Genomic DNA, 17,800 nt, shown 5'->3' on the forward strand with positions numbered 1-17,800 from the left:
CCTACCTCCAAATTCATTACATAAGCAATTCTTAAACAGCAATAGGGGCACATGCCCCTATCACAAAATTACTGAAGTCGTTGTTCAATATTAATGAACATCTCTCCAGTATTCTTTCTTCAATAAGAAAGCAAGGATAAATAGGATCACAAGGAAACCCAATACTTTAATACCAATGCTTTCTGAAGTTAGACGAGTTGGTTCACCAACATACTCTAGGAAGTTTGTAATGTCACGAGCAGCTTGATCATATTCATCTGTGCTCAGTTCACCAGAACCATCCACTTCTGTACCCACTACTTTGGTTACTTTGTGGCCGTGTTCTTCAACTTCGTGTGTTACTGGTGTTGGAAGACCTTGTAACTCTTGAAGTACGTGTGGCATACCTACTGATGGAAACACGATATTGTTCACACCAAAAGGACGAGACTCATCTTTATAGAATGATTTTAAATAGGTGTAGATGTAGTCCGGTGATTTAACACGAGCAATCAATGTTAAATCTGGTGGAGCTGCGCCAAACCATTTCGCCGCATCGTCTTTCTTAACCGCGTTAAGGATGTGGCTACCTACTTTTGAACCATCAAAAATAAGCTGTTCTTTACCGATTTCCACTGGAATACCGATATCACGGAACGTACGCTCATAACGTTGATACTGCATTTGGTGACAACCAAGACAGTAGTTCATGAACAATTTTGCACCGCGTTGTAAAGACGCTTTATCTGTTAAGTCAATTTTTGCATGTTGTAGCTCAACGTCAGGACCTGAAGCCATTGAAAGCGTTGGCAAGAATGCGAATAAACCGATAATTAGCTTTTTCATCATTTCGTCAACCTCGTTGGTAATGGCTTAGTCTTTTCGTTTTTGCTGTAGAACCACAATAATACGAAGAACATGAAGTACGTGATCGTCGTGATTTGTGATAACAACGTTTTGAAATCAGTTTGTGGCGTTGCACCAACCCAACCCAAGATTACGAACGTTACAACAAACTGCGCAATGTTCAACTTGTGGAAACCACAGCGGTAGCGGATTGAGCGAACTGAACCACGGTCGATCCAAGGCAATAACGCAAGTGCCACGATTGACGCACCCATTGCAATAACACCGATGAGCTTATCAGGGATTGCACGCAGAATCGCATAGAATGGCGTGAAGTACCATACTGGGAAAATGTGCGCAGGTGTTTTCAGCGGGTTAGCTGGTTCAAAGTTTGGCGCCTCTAAGAAGAAACCACCCATCTCTGGTGAGAAGAATACGATCCAACAGAAAATAAGAAGGAAACCAACCACACCAACAATGTCTTTCACTGTGTAATATGGATGGAATGGAATAGCATCAACGATGTCTTTCTTATTTGTATAGTATTCGTGGAATTTGAATTTTGGTTTATCTTCTTCAGCAACAGAGCCTTTTTTGCGTTTAATTTCAACGCCATCCGGGTTGTTTGAACCCACTTCGTGAAGTGCAACAATGTGGAGGAAGACCAAAATAACAAGCACAAGTGGAAGCGCAATTACGTGTAGTGCGAAGAAGCGGTTAAGCGTTGCACCAGAAATTACGTAGTCACCACGGATCCATTCAGTTAAGTCACCACCAATGACCGGAATTGCACCGAACAGGTTGATGATTACCTGAGCACCCCAGAATGACATTTGACCCCATGGAAGTAAGTAACCCATGAATGCTTCTGCCATTAGTGCTAAGAAAATAAACATACCGAACAACCACAGGAGCTCACGTGGTTTTTGGTAAGAACCATAGATCATCCCACGGAACATGTGCAGATAAACTACGATAAAGAATGCAGACGCACCCGTTGAGTGCAAGTAACGTAGTAACCAACCATATTCAACATCACGCATGATGTATTCAACAGAAGCAAACGCACCTTCAGATGAAGGAACGAAGTTCATTGTCAACCAAATACCGGTAACGATCTGGTTAACAAGTACTAACATAGCTAGTGAACCAAAGAAATACCAGAAGTTAAAGTTCTTTGGTGCTGGATATTGGGCGATGTGCATATTCCAGACGCGAGTCATTGGAATACGGTCATCAATCCAGTTGATGATAGTGCCAAACATTACGCAACCCCTTGTTCTTCACCGATAATAATGGTGGTTTCATCTAAGAAAGTATACGGAGGAACTTCTAGGTTTAATGGTGCAGGTACAGATTGGAATACACGTCCTGCCATATCAAACTTAGAACCATGACATGGGCAGAAGAAACCATCTTCAGTACCTTCAACCTTCTCACCAAAGCTACCTTCAAGGAACGATGGAGAACAACCTAAGTGTGTACAAATACCAACCGCGATGAAAATCTCAGGGCGCTTTGAACGGTAAGGGTTTTTTGCAGATTCAAGTTGTTGTGGTTCTTCTGAACCAGGATCTTTCAACTTGTTCTCATGAGCTTTCATTTGCTCTAGCATCTTTGGCGTACGGTACACAACCCAAACAGGTTTACCGCGCCATTCAACACGAATTAGTTGTCCTGGTTCAAGTTTGCTGATATCTACTTCTACAGGCGCACCCGCAGATTTAGCTCGCTCACTTGGATTCCAAGACGCTATAAAAGGAACAGCAGCACCAACCGCACCCACACCACCTACAACAGAGGTAGCAATGGTTAAAAAGCGACGTCGGCTGTTGTCTACAGGCGCATTGCTCATCCACTTATCTCCACTATGATCCTCAACACTTGCTATATTGAGAAAATCAGTTACAGCAGGTTAATTTTCAAGAAATTACAAAATAGAAGCGATCATAAAGAAAAGCCTTGATTAAAACAAGGTTATTCCTATTTTCTACCCGCACAAATACGGTCTTTCCCAATTTTTAAAACGTTCTTCTGGGAAGGACTTCACATGGTAACACTTCTAGGTTCACAATTTACTGACCAAGATCAACGAGACTACAACGCTCAAGGTCGTAAGCCTTGATCTTATTCACATTACTTGCCACGCAATTGTAGCAAAAAAAATATCCATAGGGGTGAAGGAATCGACATTTATTCTGTTAAAAATGCGAAAAATATTGAAAATTCTGAATATAAGGAAAAAGAAAAGATTTAAAAAACAAAAACCCAGCAAAAGCTGGGTTTTTGAATTCTGAAACGTAATAAATTAACGCTTAGAGAATTGTGTCTTCTTACGTGCTTTCTTAAGACCCACTTTCTTACGCTCAACTTTACGAGCGTCGCGAGTAACAAAGCCAGCTTTACGAAGTGTTGAACGAAGAGAATCGTCAAACTCCATAAGCGCACGAGTAATACCGTGACGGATTGCACCAGCTTGACCAGTGATACCACCACCTTCTACAGTGACGTATAGGTCAAACTTCTCAGTCATTTCAACTAGCTCTAGAGGTTGACGAACAACCATACGAGCAGTTTCACGACCGAAGTACTCTTCTAAAGAGCGCTTATTGATTACGATGTTGCCAGTGCCTGGGCGTAGGAATACGCGAGCACTTGAACTTTTACGACGACCTGTACCGTAGTATTGATTTGCCATGTTAGTGCTCCTTAAATGTCAAGAACCTGAGGCTGCTGCGCAGCGTGGTTGTGAGTGCTACCTGCGTAAACTTTAAGTTTACGGAACATTTCACGACCCAAAGGACCACGTGGTAACATACCTTTAACTGCTTTTTCGATAATCATTTCAGGCTTTGCAGCTTGAAGCTTAGCGAAGTTTACAGACTTAAGGCCACCTGGGTAACCAGAGTGAGCGTAGTACATTTTGTCTTCGAATTTATTACCTGTTACAGTAACTTTCTCAGCGTTGATAACGATGATGTAATCACCAGTATCTACGTGTGGAGTGTACTCAGCTTTATGCTTACCGCGAAGGCGACGAGCGATTTCAGTAGCAATACGACCTAAAGTTTTACCTTCAGCGTCAACTACGTACCAGTCACGTTTTACTGTTTCTGGTTTAGCAACAAACGTTTTCATTTATAAAAATCCAATGTTTCAATTAAAACCACAGGCAGAATTAACTGCCGCTCTACTATTGGTGCTTTAACCCCTTCGAGTTGAAGACTTTATACCCTGACGCCAGAGGCTAAACCGACGAAAGGAATAGAACGCAACGTGGCAGGCCGCGAATTATAGCAGCAGAAAAGACACCTGACTAGAGGCTGGTGCTTTTTTCCACATAAATTTCTCGAAGGGAATAAAAGGTTATGCGAGGTGTTCTCTCGCTAAATACTCTAACGATTGCATTTCCTGCAAACGGCTGATGCAACGTTTGAACTCAAAGCTCAAAGTACCCTGTGTATACAGGCTTTCAATCGGTGCTGCAGCAGAGATAATCAGTTTGACGTGGCGCTCGTAAAATTCATCAACTAACGCAATAAAACGTCTTGCAGCATCATCATTTTGCTGGCCCATTTGTTTCACATTAGAAATCAAAACGGTGTTATATAGGCGACTAATTTCCATATAATCAACTTGGCTTCTTGCCGTTTCACAGATTGAAGAAAAATCAAACAACACAACACCATCTGCTACTTTACGCGTTTTGATTAAACGTCCTTCAATTTCAATTGGCTCATCGAATGTGCCAGGCTCCGGCGCTAACTTATCAAAATATTCAAAGAGGTTTTTATCAGCCTGTTCATCCAATGGACTATGAAAAATCTCAGCTTGTTCTAAAGTTCGGAGCCGATAATCTATACCGGAATCAACATTCACGACTTCGGTGTTGGCATTCACAAGCTCGATAGCGGGCAGGAATCGTGCGCGCTGAAGGCCATTACGATATAGCTCATCTGGAATAATATTTGACGTCGCTACGAGAACAATTCCGCGTTTGAACAGCGCCTGCATTAAACCACCCAGTAACATTGCATCAGTGATGTCTTGAACGAAAAACTCATCAAAACAGATGATGTCCGTTTCCGATTTAAACTTATCCGCAACGATTTCCAGCGGATTTGTTACATCATGAAGCTGCTTTAATTCATCGTGAACTCGGTGCATAAAGCGGTGAAAATGAACTCGTAGCTTGCGCTCTGTTGGCAAACTTTCATAAAACGTATCAACTAAATAGGTCTTACCACGCCCCACGCCCCCCCAAAAGTAAAGCCCTTTTACTTTTGGCATGCTATCTTTACCTAATAGCCGGTCCAACCACGTAGGTTTGTACTCACTTGCGGCCAACAAGTCATCGTATAGACGTTGCAAATGCTTTACCGCATTCTCTTGAGCAGCGTCATATTGAAAATCATCGCGTTTGAGATCGTGTTGGTATTTTTGCCAAGGCGTCATAAGAAACGTATTTAAATTTGGTTGAATTGATAGCTATATCTTAACACGCATCCTGCTACAGCGTATATTAGCGCATGTGCGAATGTGGAAATTTGGTTTCTGTTTTTACAAGATTCAAACCAATAACTTAGGAGTATTTAAATGAACACAATTGCTTGGATTGGTTTAGTTGTTATTGTTGCCGCAGCGGCTTTCTCGCTTGGCGCAATGTTTACCAAGAAAAAGTTTAAACAGGATGAGCTCGAGCAACAAGCGAACGAAGCAAAAGCAGAGCTAGAACAGTTTCGTCAGGATGTTACGGATCATTTAGATAACACGCGCAAGCTGGTGTCGCGCATGCAAGACAACTACACTCAGTTGTTAAATCAAGTAGAAGAAACAAACCAACTTCTGCTGTCTGACAAGCAAGTCGTCAGCAGCGATCCATTCTTTTCAAAAGAAACAACGGAACAACTGCAAGCTTCCCTTAAAAAACGTCCAGAACGTCGTAGTGATCGCTCAAATGCCACTTCCCAGCCAACCGACTTCGTAGAGGGCAAATCAGGTATTTTTTCAGGAAATAGTTCAGAAAATGAGCAAATAAAAATTTCTTGATGAACTTTTTTTGACCCCATAGTCTTTAGGGATAGTGAACGTCTTAAATCATTTGTGCGACACACTATCCTTTTAACATTTTGATATCAAAATACTTAATGTTTAACCTAAACAAATTTTGAACGCAAAATGTTGGTTAATGTGTCCGCTTTAATAACGATTAATCTCTATTTGGAGCAGATCAAGACTATGAAAATGAAATTATCTGTACTTTCGGCAGCACTTCTCTCCGCAACAATGCTGCTAGGCCCAGTTTACGCAGAAGCGAAATTACCTATCGCGGTAGACGGACAAAATCTTCCTACGCTTGCGCCGATGCTTGAACGCGTCACGCCAGGTGTCGTCAGCATCCAAGTCTCTGGGGCGAAAGAAGTGCGCCGTCGTGTTGACCCGTTCGATTTCTTTTTTGGTAATCCACAACCACGAAGCCAAAAGCGACCGTTCAGTGGCTTAGGCTCAGGTGTGATCATTGATTCGGGCGAAGGTTATATCGTGACAAATAATCACGTCATTGAAGACGCAGAGAAAATTGTGGTGACTTTACAAGATGGACGCGAATTCGAGGCTAAATTAGTTGGTACGGACAAAGAGGCTGACATTGCGTTACTTGAAATTGATGCCGAAGACCTTACCGAAATCAAATTAGCCAACTCAGACAAACTGCGTGTCGGTGATTTCTCCGTTGCGATTGGTAACCCATTCGGCCTGAGTCACACCGTAACATCTGGAATTATCAGTGCACTTGGCCGCAGTGGTCTTAATATCGAAGGCTACGAAGACTTTATTCAAACAGATGCCGCAATAAACCAAGGAAATTCTGGTGGTGCATTAGTGAATCTCAATGGTGAGTTAATTGGAATTAACACTGCGATTCTAGGCGCATCAGGTGGCAACGTAGGCATCGGTTTCGCCATTCCATCCAACATGATGAAAAACTTAGTGGATCAGATCATTGAATATGGTCAAGTTCGCCGCGGTTCCTTAGGTCTTGCTGGCCGTACGCTCGATGCCGGTCTTGCTAAAGCACAAGGTATTGAAGTGAAGCAAGGTGCCTATGTCATGCAAGTCATGCCGGAAGGTGCGGCAAATGAAGCCGGGATCAAAGCCGGCGATGTAATCGTAAGTTTAAATGGTGATCCCATTGCGAGTTTCGAAGAATTACGAGGAAAAGTAGCAACGCATGGTGAAGGCAAAACGCTGAAAATGGGCATCCACCGTGATGGTAAGACAAAAGAAATCGACGTCACTTTGAAAGGCCAAAGCGAGAAGACGGCTGATGCACAACGAATTCACCCAGCGCTTCAAGGCGCAACTCTAGAAAGTGGTGAACGCGATGGTAACCAAGGCATTGTCGTTACCGCGGTCGAAGCTCGTTCAAATGCAGCCCGTGTTGGTTTGGAAGAAGGTGACGTTATCATGCAAGTCAACCGTCAACGCGTCACATCGGTGCGTGAAATGAGCAGCATTATTGATGATATCAAAGGCAACGTGGTACTTGGGATTAAACGTGGTAGAGATTCTGTCTTCTTATTAATTCAGTAAGAAAAACACGAGAAAAACACAGTGGTACTTGCCGCTGTGTTTTTTTTTGTGCCATCATAAACCCTCGACAACTATAAAAATGATTTTGATACGTGCTTAAATTCTTAAAGTTTCTTGTACCCCCGTTGTTTTTCGGACTTGCGATTGCATTTATCATTATTTTAGCGGTCCCTGAAATGCGTTCGAGCATTTTGCCCAACCTGTCTATCGCAGCGAAAATCAAAGCCAGTCATATGAGTTTTGCTGATGGGGTGAAAAAAGCGGCTCCTGCTGTTGTGACAATTTTCTCAGAAGGGGATGTCACCGAGCCTCGCTATAAAAGACAGAACAAGGTTCAAGAATTAGGTTCTGGCGTTATTATGACCTCTGATGGTTATATTCTAACCAATTATCACGTAGTGAATAATGCAGACCAAATCGTGGTTATTTTAACGGATGGGCGTACCTTTACAGATGCACAGCTCATTGGATTCGATCCTATCACTGATCTTGCGCTATTAAAGATAGACGCGAAACATTTACCCGTAATCCCTAAAGACGACGATTTTACTCCTGAAGTAGGCGATGTCGTATTAGCAATTGGTAACCCACTTAACATCGGGCAAACAATCACACAAGGCATTGTTTCAGCCACAGGAAAGCAAACTCTTACTGATAGTCCTTATAACAGCTTGTTGCAAATGGACGCTGCTGTAAACATGGGGAATTCGGGGGGTGCCTTAGTTAACTCAAATGGCATTTTAGTCGGTATTACCTCAGCGCAGTTTAGAGCTAGGTATAATATTGATATTCAAGGTATTTCTTTTGCTGTACCTTACGCGCTCGCGAAAGAAGTTATGGCAAAACTAATTAAAGATGGTAGGGTGATCCGTGGCTACTTGGGCTTTACAGGAAAGCCTGTCGATCAGTATGGCATTGAGATAACCGACCGCTACACGCCTGTATTTGGCATTCTGATCAACAACCTAGATCCACTGGGACCAGCTTGGCAAGCGGGTATGAAAGACAACGACATTATTGTGAAGATGGCGGGAAAATCCGTGACAACTCCTCAAGATGCACTTCACCTGATAGGAAATACACGCCCGGGCACAAAATTGAAGTTCGAAATTTATCGTGATGGTGCGTATCAAGAAGTCGAAGTGGAAGTCGCGGAGCTTGAAACTCGCATTTAAATAAAAACGCGGACTGGTTTCCGCGTTTTTATGTTTTCAGCTAAGACAATGACTATGCAGAACGTCGTTTAATCTTCGCCCCCAAGCGGCTAAGCTTATCTTCAATGCGCTGATAGCCTCGGTCTACATGATATATGCGGTCAACTACCGTTTCACCCTCAGCGACAATCCCCGTCAAAATCAGACTTGCTGACGCACGCAAATCAGTGGCCATCACTTGCGCACCAGTCAGGCGATCAGTATCACCACAAATCGCCGTATTGCCTTCAAGTCGAATATTAGCCCCCATACGCTGCAGCTCGGGAACGTGCATAAAACGATTCTCAAAAATCGTTTCAGTGATCGTCGCACTGCCCTTTGCTACCACATTTAACGCCGTAAATTGTGCCTGCATATCTGTTGGGAAACCAGGATGCGGCATGGTCTTAATATTAACCGCTTTCAATTCGCGACCGCGCATATCAAGATAAATTGACGAGTCAGTTAATTCAATAAACGCATTTGCCGCTCTAAGTTTCTCAATTACCGGCTCTAGGCTGTGGTAATCCGTTTCACGGCACAATACTTCACCACCGCTCATCGCCGCAGCAACGAGGAAAGTCCCAGTTTCAATACGATCAGGCAAGATACGGTGTTCGCAACCCGAGAGCGACTCTACGCCATCAATAGTGATGCATTTCGTACCAGCTCCTGAGATTTTCGCACCCATTGCAATGAGGCAATTTGCCAAATCAACAACTTCAGGCTCTTGAGCTGCATTCTCTAAAACGGTACGGCCATCCGCCAAAGCAGCCGCCATGAGCAAGTTTTCAGTAGCGCCGACACTGACCATATCCATAAAGATTTCTGCGCCTTTTAATCTGCCCGCTGACTTTGCATGGATATAGCCATTCTCAACTCGAATGTCAGCCCCCATTCTTGCCAGACCTTGAATATGGAGGTCGACAGGTCTCGCGCCAATTGCGCAGCCACCTGGCAAAGAGACTTGAGCTTGACCAAAACGAGCTAACAATGGCCCAAGAGCAAGGACAGATGCGCGCATTTGCTTTACTAGTTCGTAAGGTGCTAAGACACTATTGACCGTACTACCATCAACTAATAGTGCATCCCCTTGCCATGAAACTTCTGCACCCAGTGTACGTAATAATGCCTCTGTGGTTGAGATATCACGAAGCTGAGGTACATTCAGAAAAGTACTCTTGCCGTTGGCAAGCAATGAGGCGAATAAAATAGGTAAGGCGGCGTTTTTCGCGCCGGAGATTGTTACTTCTCCGGCTAACGTAGTGCCACCTTGGATAACAAACTGATCCATAGCGGCTCCAATTATTGAGGAAGGATAAACTTACGTTCTCTTTGCCACTCTGTTGGCGTATACGCTTTGATACTGACCGCGTGGATGGTGCCATCAGCAATTGTTTGCATTAGTGGGCCATAAACCAATTGTTGTTTTTTAACTCGGCTTAAACCGTCAAAACATTCACCAACTGCGATTACTTCATAGTGGTTGCCATTCGCTTTTACGATGACTTCTGACAAAGCCAGTTTTTCACGAAGCAACGCTTCAACTTGGGTAGTTTCCATTAGACTCACTCAAATAGATTGCTAACCTGACCCAATTCCATCAAATTAAGTAACTGGTCAGGTTTATTGATTAGCTCGAGACGACAGTCTCGCTTCTTTAATTCACTCAATGTGTGAATTAACCAAGCTAATCCCGCTGTGTCAACCCTAGACACCTCAGAAAGGTCTAATTTAAGTGTTGTTTGGACATTTTGTAGCAGTTGGTTAAGAAGCCGTTCATTCCCGAGGCTATTTCGAGTCATCTCGCCAACCAACTGCCAATGGCCTTCATTCATTGATTTGAGCTGCAGCTCATTCATCGCTGTTCTTACCTCGAAACTGAACTGGTAATTTACTTTTCTTGTCAAGAAGCTCAATAACGTACTCAATTCCCTGTTGACGTAAAATGCCATGGAGCTCTGTTTGCTTCGCGTCTAACAAGCTAATACCTTCCGCTATCATGTCGTACGCTCGCCACTCATTGTCTTTGTCTCGGCGCACTTTGAAATCAATGCTTATGTCGGGTTTGCCTGATTCCACAATACGTGTACGTACAATCGCAATGTCGTCGCCAGCAAAATCGCGATCTTGAGAAAACTCGACTTTTTGATTTGTGTATTGAGTAAATACTCCAGCGTAGGTCGCAACAAGGTAATGCTTGAACACTTCAATGAACGTTTTGATGTTTTCAACCGCTCGCTTTTTCTCTTCAGGATCCTCAATCGCGCGCACTTTTTGAATGTAGCTACCCAACACACGATACGCCGCGTATTTGTAATCAATATAAGGTAGAAGTTCTTCTTCAACAATAACGCGAAGGTGCTCTTTGTTTTTCACAATAATTGGTTGCTCAGCAGTCACTCGTTTAAATGTGTTGTCTGCAACTTCTTGAACCATTTTAAATGGATCTTTTGTGTCTACTTCAGCATGTGCAGTAGAAAACAGACACACTGAAACAAACAGCATTGTTAAAATTCGTTTCAACATGGGTTATTCACCCCCTGATTAAATAGGAATTGACCTATCAACTCTTCTAATACTAACGCAGACTTAGTATCTGTAACACGATCGCCATTTTTAAGCGCCTTGCTTTCAACACCAAACAGCGAATCAAGATCGTCCGATTCTTGCTTTACTTCGTTTCCTAAACAAGCTTGTTGGGACGAATTAGATGCAATCACAGGCGACAACCCTAGATATTGCTCGCCCAGGATACCTGACGTTAAGATTGATACATTGGTTGTGTCAGCAAACTTACATTCGTACTGTTTATCGATAGCCATGTTTACAACAGGCACGAATTCAACCGGATCTACGTAGATCCCATCAACTCGACCAATCACAACACCACCTACTTTGATTGGCGCACGCACTTTCAAAGAGCCGATGTTGTCAAACTTCGCGTGTAGGCCGAAAGTTTCGTTGCTACCGCCAATCCCTGCATTTGCTACTTTTAATGCCAGCATCGTAAATGCAGCAATCCCTAAGAAAACAAACACACCAACTAAAATTTCAATTTTCCGTGAATTCATATCTCAACCTAATTAGTTCGAAAACATCACTGCGGTTAATACAAAGTCTAAACCGAGTACTGCAAGTGATGAATGCACAACGGTTTCCGTTGTTGCTTTACTGATCCCTTCAGACGTTGGGATACAATCATGTCCTTTATAAAGTGCTATCCAAGTCACGACCAAAGCAAATACAAAACTCTTAATAAGACCGTTTAAAATGTCTTTTTCTAACGACACTTGCGCTTGCATAATTGACCAAAAACTACCTGTATCAATACCTAGCCAATCTACCCCAACCAAATGCGCACCTAGGATTGCCACGGCTGAAAAGATAAGCGCGAGTAACGGCATACTGATAAAACCAGCCCAAAAGCGAGGAGCGATAACGCGTTTCAAGGGATCAACGGCCATCATCTCTAAACTTGAGAGTTGCTCAGTCGCTTTCATCAAGCCTATCTCGGCTGTCAATGCACTGCCTGCTCGTCCGGCAAACAACAAAGCGGTCACAACAGGCCCTAATTCTCGCAGCAAACTAAGCGCAACTAAAGGACCTAGACTGTCTTCCGCACCATAATCAACGAGTACGGTGTAACCTTGTAGCGCCAGGACCATACCAATAAAGAGGCCTGACACCATGATAATTAACAATGATTGGTGGCCAACCATGTAAAGTTGACGAACCAGCAACGGCGTCCCTTTGCGAACATTCGGCACATTAAAAAGCGCGCCAAGTAGCATTTGAGTTGCACGTCCGATTGCAGCAAAGCGCTCTAACGTTTTTTGGCCTAACGCTTGAAACAATGAAATCATCTTGCGCTCCCGGACAGCAATTCATCTTCGTAAGGCTCAGCACGGAAGTGAAATGGTACAGGACCATCTGCAAGACCTTGCAAAAACTGTTGCACTAGCGGTGATTCATGCTTCAACATCTCTTCAGGTGTTCCCTCTCCAATAACGCCTTGTTCCGCAATAATCACAATGTGATCGGCTATACTCATCACTTCGGTTACATCGTGCGTAACGATTAATGAAGAAAGTCCTAACACTTCGTTAAGTGATTTGATTAAACGAACTAACACGCCCATCGAAATAGGATCTTGGCCGGCAAAGGGCTCATCGTACATAATAAGTTCAGGGTCAAGCGCGATAGCACGTGCTAAAGCCGCCCTTCTCGCCATACCACCAGAAAGTTCTGCGGGCATTAACGATTGTGCACCGCGCAAACCCACAGCTTGTAATTTCATAAGCACGATTAATCGGATAAGCGATTCGCTAAGTTGAGTGTGTTCACGTAAAGGAAACGCGACATTGTCGAAAACCGACATATCTGTAAACAACGCGCCACTTTGGAAAAGCATACTCATCTTAGTACGAGTTTGGTACAGCTCAGAGCGAGACATTGCTGGGATGCTGTTCCCTTCGAAGAGAATGTCACCGTTGTCCGGTTTCAATTGCCCGCCGATTAACCGCAACATCGTCGTTTTACCTATTCCACTCGGGCCCATAATCGCTGTTATTTTGCCTTTTGGAACAGTGAAGCTCATATTTTCGTAAATCGTCCGATCACCGCGCGAAAAAGTAAGTCCCTTGACTTCGACTATAGCTTTAGACAACTCGCGCTCCATGTGTGATTCCTCAATATTCGCCCATCATACGTTTTTTAAATTATGTTGGGAAAAGAGAATTCGTAAAATTTTGTAATCTTGAATAATCGTTCAATTATACGATAGACCCCTGTTTAAATGCAAACTAGCACATCGCAATTGCTTATACATTTACGCGCTAATTTGTTACTATTTATTGCATTACCAATAGCTGTAGTTACCCACAATCTATGCTGACTTCTTTTGCAATCCTATTTCTAGGTCTTGCCGCACTTGTTTGGAGTGCTGATCGATTCGTCTTTGGTGCCGCAGCACTTGCCAAAAATTTTGGTGTTCCTTCTTTGATCATTGGCCTGACTATTGTTGCGATGGGTTCATCAGCTCCTGAAATGATGGTAGCAGCTCAAGCTGCACTTGCTGGAAAAACAGATACAGCAGTCGGAAACGTGGTCGGTTCGAATATCACTAACGTTCTTTTAGTCCTCGGTGCTACGGCCTTAATTCGCCCTTTGGCGGTCAGCTCTGGCATTCTGAGACGTGAAATGCCAATTCTAATCATTGTTTCGCTCAGTGCTTGGTACATTTTCCATGATAATTATTTCAGCTTTCACGAAGCGGTCGTGCTTATGATAGGCTTTGTGATGTTTATCTTCGGTCTCATTTACATCACGAAAAACAACACCGACAACGAAGACCCTCTGGTAAGCGAAACGTGTGACGAAATTCCGGAGGGGGTCAAAACCTCTAAAGCGGTATTCTGGCTGATTATTGGTATGATTATGTTGCCGGTAAGTTCTGGATACTTAGTCGATGCGGCTGTGGATATTGCCAAATACTTTGGCATGAGCGATTTACTTATAGGGTTAACAATAATTGCGATTGGCACGAGTTTGCCAGAACTTGCAGCCTCCATCGCTGGTGCAATGAAAAATGAAGACGACCTCGCGCTTGGTAATATTATTGGTTCCAATATTTTTAATATTCTCGCCGTCCTCTCTATTGGTGGTTTGATTCACCCTGCAACCATTGATAGCGCAGTATCCAGCAGAGATATTTACGTCATGCTCGCAGCTGCATTGATTTTAGTCGTAATGAGCCTAAATATAAAAGGCATGCGACGTATAAACCGTTTAGAAGGCGGTGTATTGGTTGTTGCGTTTTTCGCATATCTTTATTTTATTATTTAGTTTTTGGGTAAGGCATGTCAGAAACCAACTTTATCTCAAGTGCACAACGCGTCATCGATATCGAACGACAAGCTATCTCGGAAATAAAACAGTATGTTGATGTCAACTTCGACACGGCATGCCAAACCATGTTTGATTGCCAAGGCAGGATCATTGTCGTCGGAATGGGAAAATCCGGTCATGTAGGTAATAAAATTGCTGCTACGCTTGCGTCAACGGGTACACCCGCTTTCTTTGTACACCCTGGTGAAGCGAGTCATGGCGACTTAGGCATGATCACTAAAGACGATGTTGTTTTGCTTATTTCCAACTCAGGAGAAACTAGCGAAATCCTCAACATAGTTCCTGTCATAAAACGAATAGGTGCATACATTATCGCTATGACAGGGAATGCCCAATCTTCGATGGCTAAGCTTGCTAATTGTCATATCCAAGTCACCGTTTCTCAAGAGGCGTGCCCATTAGGGCTCGCGCCTACTGCAAGTACAACCGCGACCCTCGTCATGGGCGACGCACTAGCCGTCGCTCTGCTCGAAGCAAGAGGTTTTACCGCGGATGATTTTGCGCTGTCACACCCTGGTGGAAGTCTGGGCCGCCGTTTACTTCTTACACTTGATGACATCATGCATAAAGAAACTCAGGTACCAAGAGTTGAACTTAATCAAACGGTCACAGCTGCCCTTTTTGAAATTTCAGCTAAAGGCCTCGGCATGACCTCTGTCGTCGATGGTTTTGGCCGCATGGTTGGGATTTTCACTGACGGCGATCTACGTCGTATTATTGAACAACGCATTGACATCCATTCGACCACGATTGAAAACGTCATGACACGAAAATGCACCACCGCGAATCCAGAAATGCTCGCTGCCGAAGCGCTAAATATCATGGAAAGAAAACGCATTAACGGTCTTATTGTCGTTGATAGTCAAAACCGTCCAATTGGTGCACTTAATATGCAAGATTTACTCAAAGCGGGAGTGCTTTAACCATGCAGTTTGCAGAACTATACCAACCTGTTAGCGATGTAGTGTTCAACAAAGCCAAGAAAATCAAATTACTAATCTGTGATATTGATGGTGTATTCTCAGATGGTCGCATCTATTTGGGTAATCATGGTGAAGAACTTAAAGCATTCAACACGAAAGATGGCTTCGGCATCAAAGCCTTGATCCAATCAGGCGTAGAAGTGGCTGTTATCACTGGTCGACATTCACAAATAGTTCAGCAACGCATGACTAGTTTAACCGTAAAGTATATTTATCAAGGTCAAGAAGACAAACTGATTGCTTATGCTGATTTGAAGGCAAAACTGGGGTTGGTCGATGACGAAATTGCTTATATAGGTGATGATTCGCCAGATATGCCAGTAATGGAAAAGGTTGGGTTTGCAGTTGCGGTAAATGATGCACATCCAATCATTCGGCATTTATCACATTACACAACATTGTTACCTGGTGGATATGGCGCAGTTAGAGAACTGACCGATTTAATTATGTTGAGTCAAAATAAGCCATTAGGTTATCAAGGAACCAGTGCATGAGTCATTCACGTGCCTTGCTGCTCGTCGTTTTTCTAGCGGTCATGGTGTGGCTTTGGGCCCCCTACCTATCAAACGAGCAAGCAGCTCAAGATGATAGACAAGATGTCCTAGCGCAGCCTGACTACATTGCCATGGACTTAAGACAGTCGATGTACAACAATGAAGGACAGCTGACTCATACAGTAAATGCGATAAAAGTTGAAATGTTTCAGGAGCTTGGCTTCTCTCACTTTCAATCGCCGACATTCACCTTGTATAACCAGCAACAGAATTGGCAACTCACAGCAAATGAAGCAACGCTGTATGAAAACAATACCCTAATTTTGGAAGGGGATGTTGTTGCCACAAATATGGACAACACGAGCATGATTAGCCACATAAACGCTGCTCATATTCGTGTTGATATAACGAATAAAAAAATGCTTTCGGAACAACCCGTTGTTGTGTCTGGTCCAAATTTAACGATCACCGGCCAAGGTTTATTGGCGGATCTCAAAACCGACACAATTGAACTTAATAACCATACACGAACGATTTACTATGAAAAATAAGCCTTTGATAACGCTGATCGCGGTTTTAATGAGCACATCGGTTTTTGCTGTGACAATGCCGCTTGAACCTGTGTCGATCGTCGCTGAAAAACAACTTGCACAGTTAAAGTCCAACATTGGTATTTTTGAAAAGAATGTTGAAATCGTTCATGGCAAGCGAAAAATTAAAGCGGACAGATTAGAAGTCCATCGTCGCGAAGAAATGGGCGAAAATGCAGAATTGCTCGTAGCGACAGGAAATCCAGCCGTATTCCAAGAAACTCAAGATGACGGCAGCATTTTGAAAGCGACGGCGAAAGAAGTTCGCTATGACGTCGCAAACCGCTTACTGACCATCAAAGGTGGGGCTGAAATCAGCCAAGCTGGTCAAAAAATTAATGCTGAAGTGATTGTCTATGACATGGAAAAACAGCTCATAAGTGCAGAGCGAGGCAATGAAAGCCAGTCGCGAGTACGTACCATCCTTGTGCCGGAACAAAAAGACAAAAGCAAGGAGCAAGGTAATCCATGAGTACGTTACGCGCAGAGTTCCTAGCAAAAAGTTATAAAGGAAGACAAGTCGTAAAGAACGTTGGCTTGAGTATCGAAGCAGGCAGCATTGTTGGCTTACTCGGTCCAAATGGCGCGGGGAAAACCACGACGTTTTACATGATTGTTGGATTGGTTCCAAGTGACAAGGGAACGATTCATATCGACGATCAAGATATCACTTTGTTACCAATGCATAGCCGAGCGCGGTTAGGCATTGGTTATTTACCGCAAGAATCGTCTATCTTTCGAAAACTAACCGTCTTTCAAAATTTGATGGCGATCCTTGAGACTCGTAAAGATCTCAACAAAGCAGGCCGAGAGCAAACCCTTAATGAACTACTTGATGAGTTTAATATTCAACACATTAGAGATAGTTTGGGTATGGCTTTATCCGGTGGTGAGCGTCGTCGAGTTGAAATTGCTCGCGCTTTGGCCGCTTCGCCAAAATTTATCCTTTTAGATGAGCCTTTTGCTGGCGTTGATCCCATTTCAGTGTTAGATATAAAGAAAATAATCGAACACCTAAAAAATCGTGGTATCGGCGTACTCATCACGGACCACAACGTAAGAGAAACATTAGATGTCTGTGAAAAGGCCTACATTGTTTCTCATGGTGAATTAATCGCGGCAGGTACTCCTGAATCCGTTTTGGCAAATCAAACCGTCCGCGATGTCTACCTAGGCGAACAATTCAGGCTATAGTTTACGTAGTACAGTCGCCT

22 protein-coding genes are annotated in these 17,800 nt (G+C 43.4%); 9 read left to right on the forward strand and 13 right to left on the reverse strand.

Annotated elements, in window-relative coordinates; translation table 11 throughout:
• Positions 1-90: 90 nt before the first annotated feature.
• The 6 genes from NI389_RS07770 to zapE all read right to left on the reverse strand — a co-directional run bounded on the left by NI389_RS07770 (position 91) and on the right by zapE (position 5,280).
• Complete coding sequence (locus NI389_RS07770) at positions 91-828, reverse strand: cytochrome c1 (RefSeq protein ID WP_308362308.1); 738 nt, start codon at positions 826-828, stop codon at positions 91-93.
• Complete coding sequence (locus tag NI389_RS07775; protein ID WP_208844260.1) at positions 825-2,090, reverse strand: cytochrome b; 1,266 nt, start codon at positions 2,088-2,090, stop codon at positions 825-827. The genes NI389_RS07770 and NI389_RS07775 overlap by 4 nt, the downstream gene beginning before the upstream one ends.
• On the reverse strand, positions 2,090-2,680 hold the full coding sequence (gene petA / locus NI389_RS07780) for a ubiquinol-cytochrome c reductase iron-sulfur subunit (RefSeq protein WP_208844261.1): 591 nt from the start codon (positions 2,678-2,680) through the stop codon (positions 2,090-2,092). Before petA ends, NI389_RS07775 begins: the two co-directional genes overlap by 1 nt.
• Before the next feature lie 453 nt (positions 2,681-3,133).
• Entirely contained in the window at positions 3,134-3,523 is a 390-nt protein-coding gene (gene rpsI, locus NI389_RS07785) for a 30S ribosomal protein S9 (protein ID WP_208844262.1), read from the reverse strand.
• 11 nt (positions 3,524-3,534) lie between these two features.
• A complete protein-coding gene (gene rplM / locus NI389_RS07790; RefSeq protein WP_208844263.1) occupies positions 3,535-3,963 on the reverse strand; it encodes a 50S ribosomal protein L13 in 429 nt (142 codons plus the stop codon).
• A 228-nt stretch (positions 3,964-4,191) separates the two neighbouring features.
• Entirely contained in the window at positions 4,192-5,280 is a 1,089-nt protein-coding gene (gene zapE / locus NI389_RS07795; RefSeq protein WP_308362309.1) for a cell division protein ZapE, read from the reverse strand.
• A 141-nt stretch (positions 5,281-5,421) separates the two neighbouring features.
• On the opposite strand from zapE, the gene NI389_RS07800 reads away from it, so the two are divergent.
• From NI389_RS07800 to NI389_RS07810, 3 genes are all read left to right on the forward strand, one after another.
• A complete protein-coding gene (locus NI389_RS07800; RefSeq protein WP_308362310.1) occupies positions 5,422-5,874 on the forward strand; it encodes a YhcB family protein in 453 nt (150 codons plus the stop codon).
• Between the two features lie 189 nt (positions 5,875-6,063).
• Positions 6,064-7,416, forward strand: coding sequence for a Do family serine endopeptidase (locus NI389_RS07805; RefSeq protein ID WP_308362311.1), 1,353 nt, complete (start codon positions 6,064-6,066; stop codon positions 7,414-7,416).
• A 92-nt stretch (positions 7,417-7,508) separates the two neighbouring features.
• On the forward strand, positions 7,509-8,591 hold the full coding sequence (locus NI389_RS07810) for a trypsin-like peptidase domain-containing protein (RefSeq protein WP_308362312.1): 1,083 nt from the start codon (positions 7,509-7,511) through the stop codon (positions 8,589-8,591).
• Positions 8,592-8,643: 52 nt separating this feature from the next.
• Here NI389_RS07810 and murA read toward each other — a convergent pair whose 3' ends face one another.
• The 7 genes from murA to NI389_RS07845 are packed head-to-tail and all read right to left on the reverse strand — an operon-like array spanning position 8,644 to position 13,290.
• Complete coding sequence (gene murA, locus NI389_RS07815) at positions 8,644-9,903, reverse strand: UDP-N-acetylglucosamine 1-carboxyvinyltransferase (RefSeq protein ID WP_308362313.1); 1,260 nt, start codon at positions 9,901-9,903, stop codon at positions 8,644-8,646.
• 11 nt (positions 9,904-9,914) lie between these two features.
• A complete protein-coding gene (locus NI389_RS07820; protein WP_208844268.1) occupies positions 9,915-10,172 on the reverse strand; it encodes a BolA family protein in 258 nt (85 codons plus the stop codon).
• A 5-nt stretch (positions 10,173-10,177) separates the two neighbouring features.
• On the reverse strand, positions 10,178-10,471 hold the full coding sequence (locus NI389_RS07825; RefSeq protein WP_308362314.1) for an STAS domain-containing protein: 294 nt from the start codon (positions 10,469-10,471) through the stop codon (positions 10,178-10,180).
• A complete protein-coding gene (locus tag NI389_RS07830; RefSeq protein WP_308362315.1) occupies positions 10,464-11,138 on the reverse strand; it encodes an MlaC/ttg2D family ABC transporter substrate-binding protein in 675 nt (224 codons plus the stop codon). The genes NI389_RS07825 and NI389_RS07830 overlap by 8 nt, the downstream gene beginning before the upstream one ends.
• Entirely contained in the window at positions 11,132-11,683 is a 552-nt protein-coding gene (gene mlaD, locus NI389_RS07835; RefSeq protein WP_308362316.1) for an outer membrane lipid asymmetry maintenance protein MlaD, read from the reverse strand. The genes NI389_RS07830 and mlaD overlap by 7 nt, the downstream gene beginning before the upstream one ends.
• 12 nt (positions 11,684-11,695) lie before the next feature.
• Complete coding sequence (mlaE, locus tag NI389_RS07840) at positions 11,696-12,475, reverse strand: lipid asymmetry maintenance ABC transporter permease subunit MlaE (RefSeq protein WP_308362317.1); 780 nt, start codon at positions 12,473-12,475, stop codon at positions 11,696-11,698.
• Complete coding sequence (locus tag NI389_RS07845; RefSeq protein ID WP_308362319.1) at positions 12,472-13,290, reverse strand: ATP-binding cassette domain-containing protein; 819 nt, start codon at positions 13,288-13,290, stop codon at positions 12,472-12,474. The genes mlaE and NI389_RS07845 overlap by 4 nt, the downstream gene beginning before the upstream one ends.
• Before the next feature lie 209 nt (positions 13,291-13,499).
• Here NI389_RS07845 and NI389_RS07850 point away from each other — a divergent pair, with 209 nt between their 5' ends.
• The 6 genes from NI389_RS07850 to lptB are packed head-to-tail and all read left to right on the forward strand — an operon-like array spanning position 13,500 to position 17,780.
• Positions 13,500-14,456 (forward strand): calcium/sodium antiporter, encoded by a 957-nt coding sequence (locus NI389_RS07850; protein WP_308362320.1) that lies wholly within the window; start codon positions 13,500-13,502, stop codon positions 14,454-14,456.
• 14 nt (positions 14,457-14,470) lie between these two features.
• Entirely contained in the window at positions 14,471-15,442 is a 972-nt protein-coding gene (locus NI389_RS07855) for a KpsF/GutQ family sugar-phosphate isomerase (RefSeq protein ID WP_308362321.1), read from the forward strand.
• Between the two features lie 2 nt (positions 15,443-15,444).
• A complete protein-coding gene (gene kdsC / locus NI389_RS07860; protein ID WP_308362322.1) occupies positions 15,445-15,996 on the forward strand; it encodes a 3-deoxy-manno-octulosonate-8-phosphatase KdsC in 552 nt (183 codons plus the stop codon).
• Positions 15,993-16,547: an LPS export ABC transporter periplasmic protein LptC gene (lptC, locus tag NI389_RS07865; RefSeq protein WP_308362323.1), complete on the forward strand. Its 555-nt coding sequence runs from the start codon at positions 15,993-15,995 to the stop codon at positions 16,545-16,547. The genes kdsC and lptC overlap by 4 nt, the downstream gene beginning before the upstream one ends.
• Entirely contained in the window at positions 16,537-17,058 is a 522-nt protein-coding gene (lptA, locus tag NI389_RS07870) for a lipopolysaccharide transport periplasmic protein LptA (RefSeq protein ID WP_208844277.1), read from the forward strand. The genes lptC and lptA overlap by 11 nt, the downstream gene beginning before the upstream one ends.
• Positions 17,055-17,780: an LPS export ABC transporter ATP-binding protein gene (gene lptB / locus NI389_RS07875; RefSeq protein ID WP_308362324.1), complete on the forward strand. Its 726-nt coding sequence runs from the start codon at positions 17,055-17,057 to the stop codon at positions 17,778-17,780. The genes lptA and lptB overlap by 4 nt, the downstream gene beginning before the upstream one ends.
• Positions 17,781-17,800 lie beyond the last annotated feature (20 nt).

Origin of the sequence: Pseudoalteromonas xiamenensis (assembly GCF_030994125.1) — a bacterium.
GTDB classification, from domain to species: Bacteria; Pseudomonadota; Gammaproteobacteria; order Enterobacterales; family Alteromonadaceae; genus Pseudoalteromonas; species Pseudoalteromonas xiamenensis_B.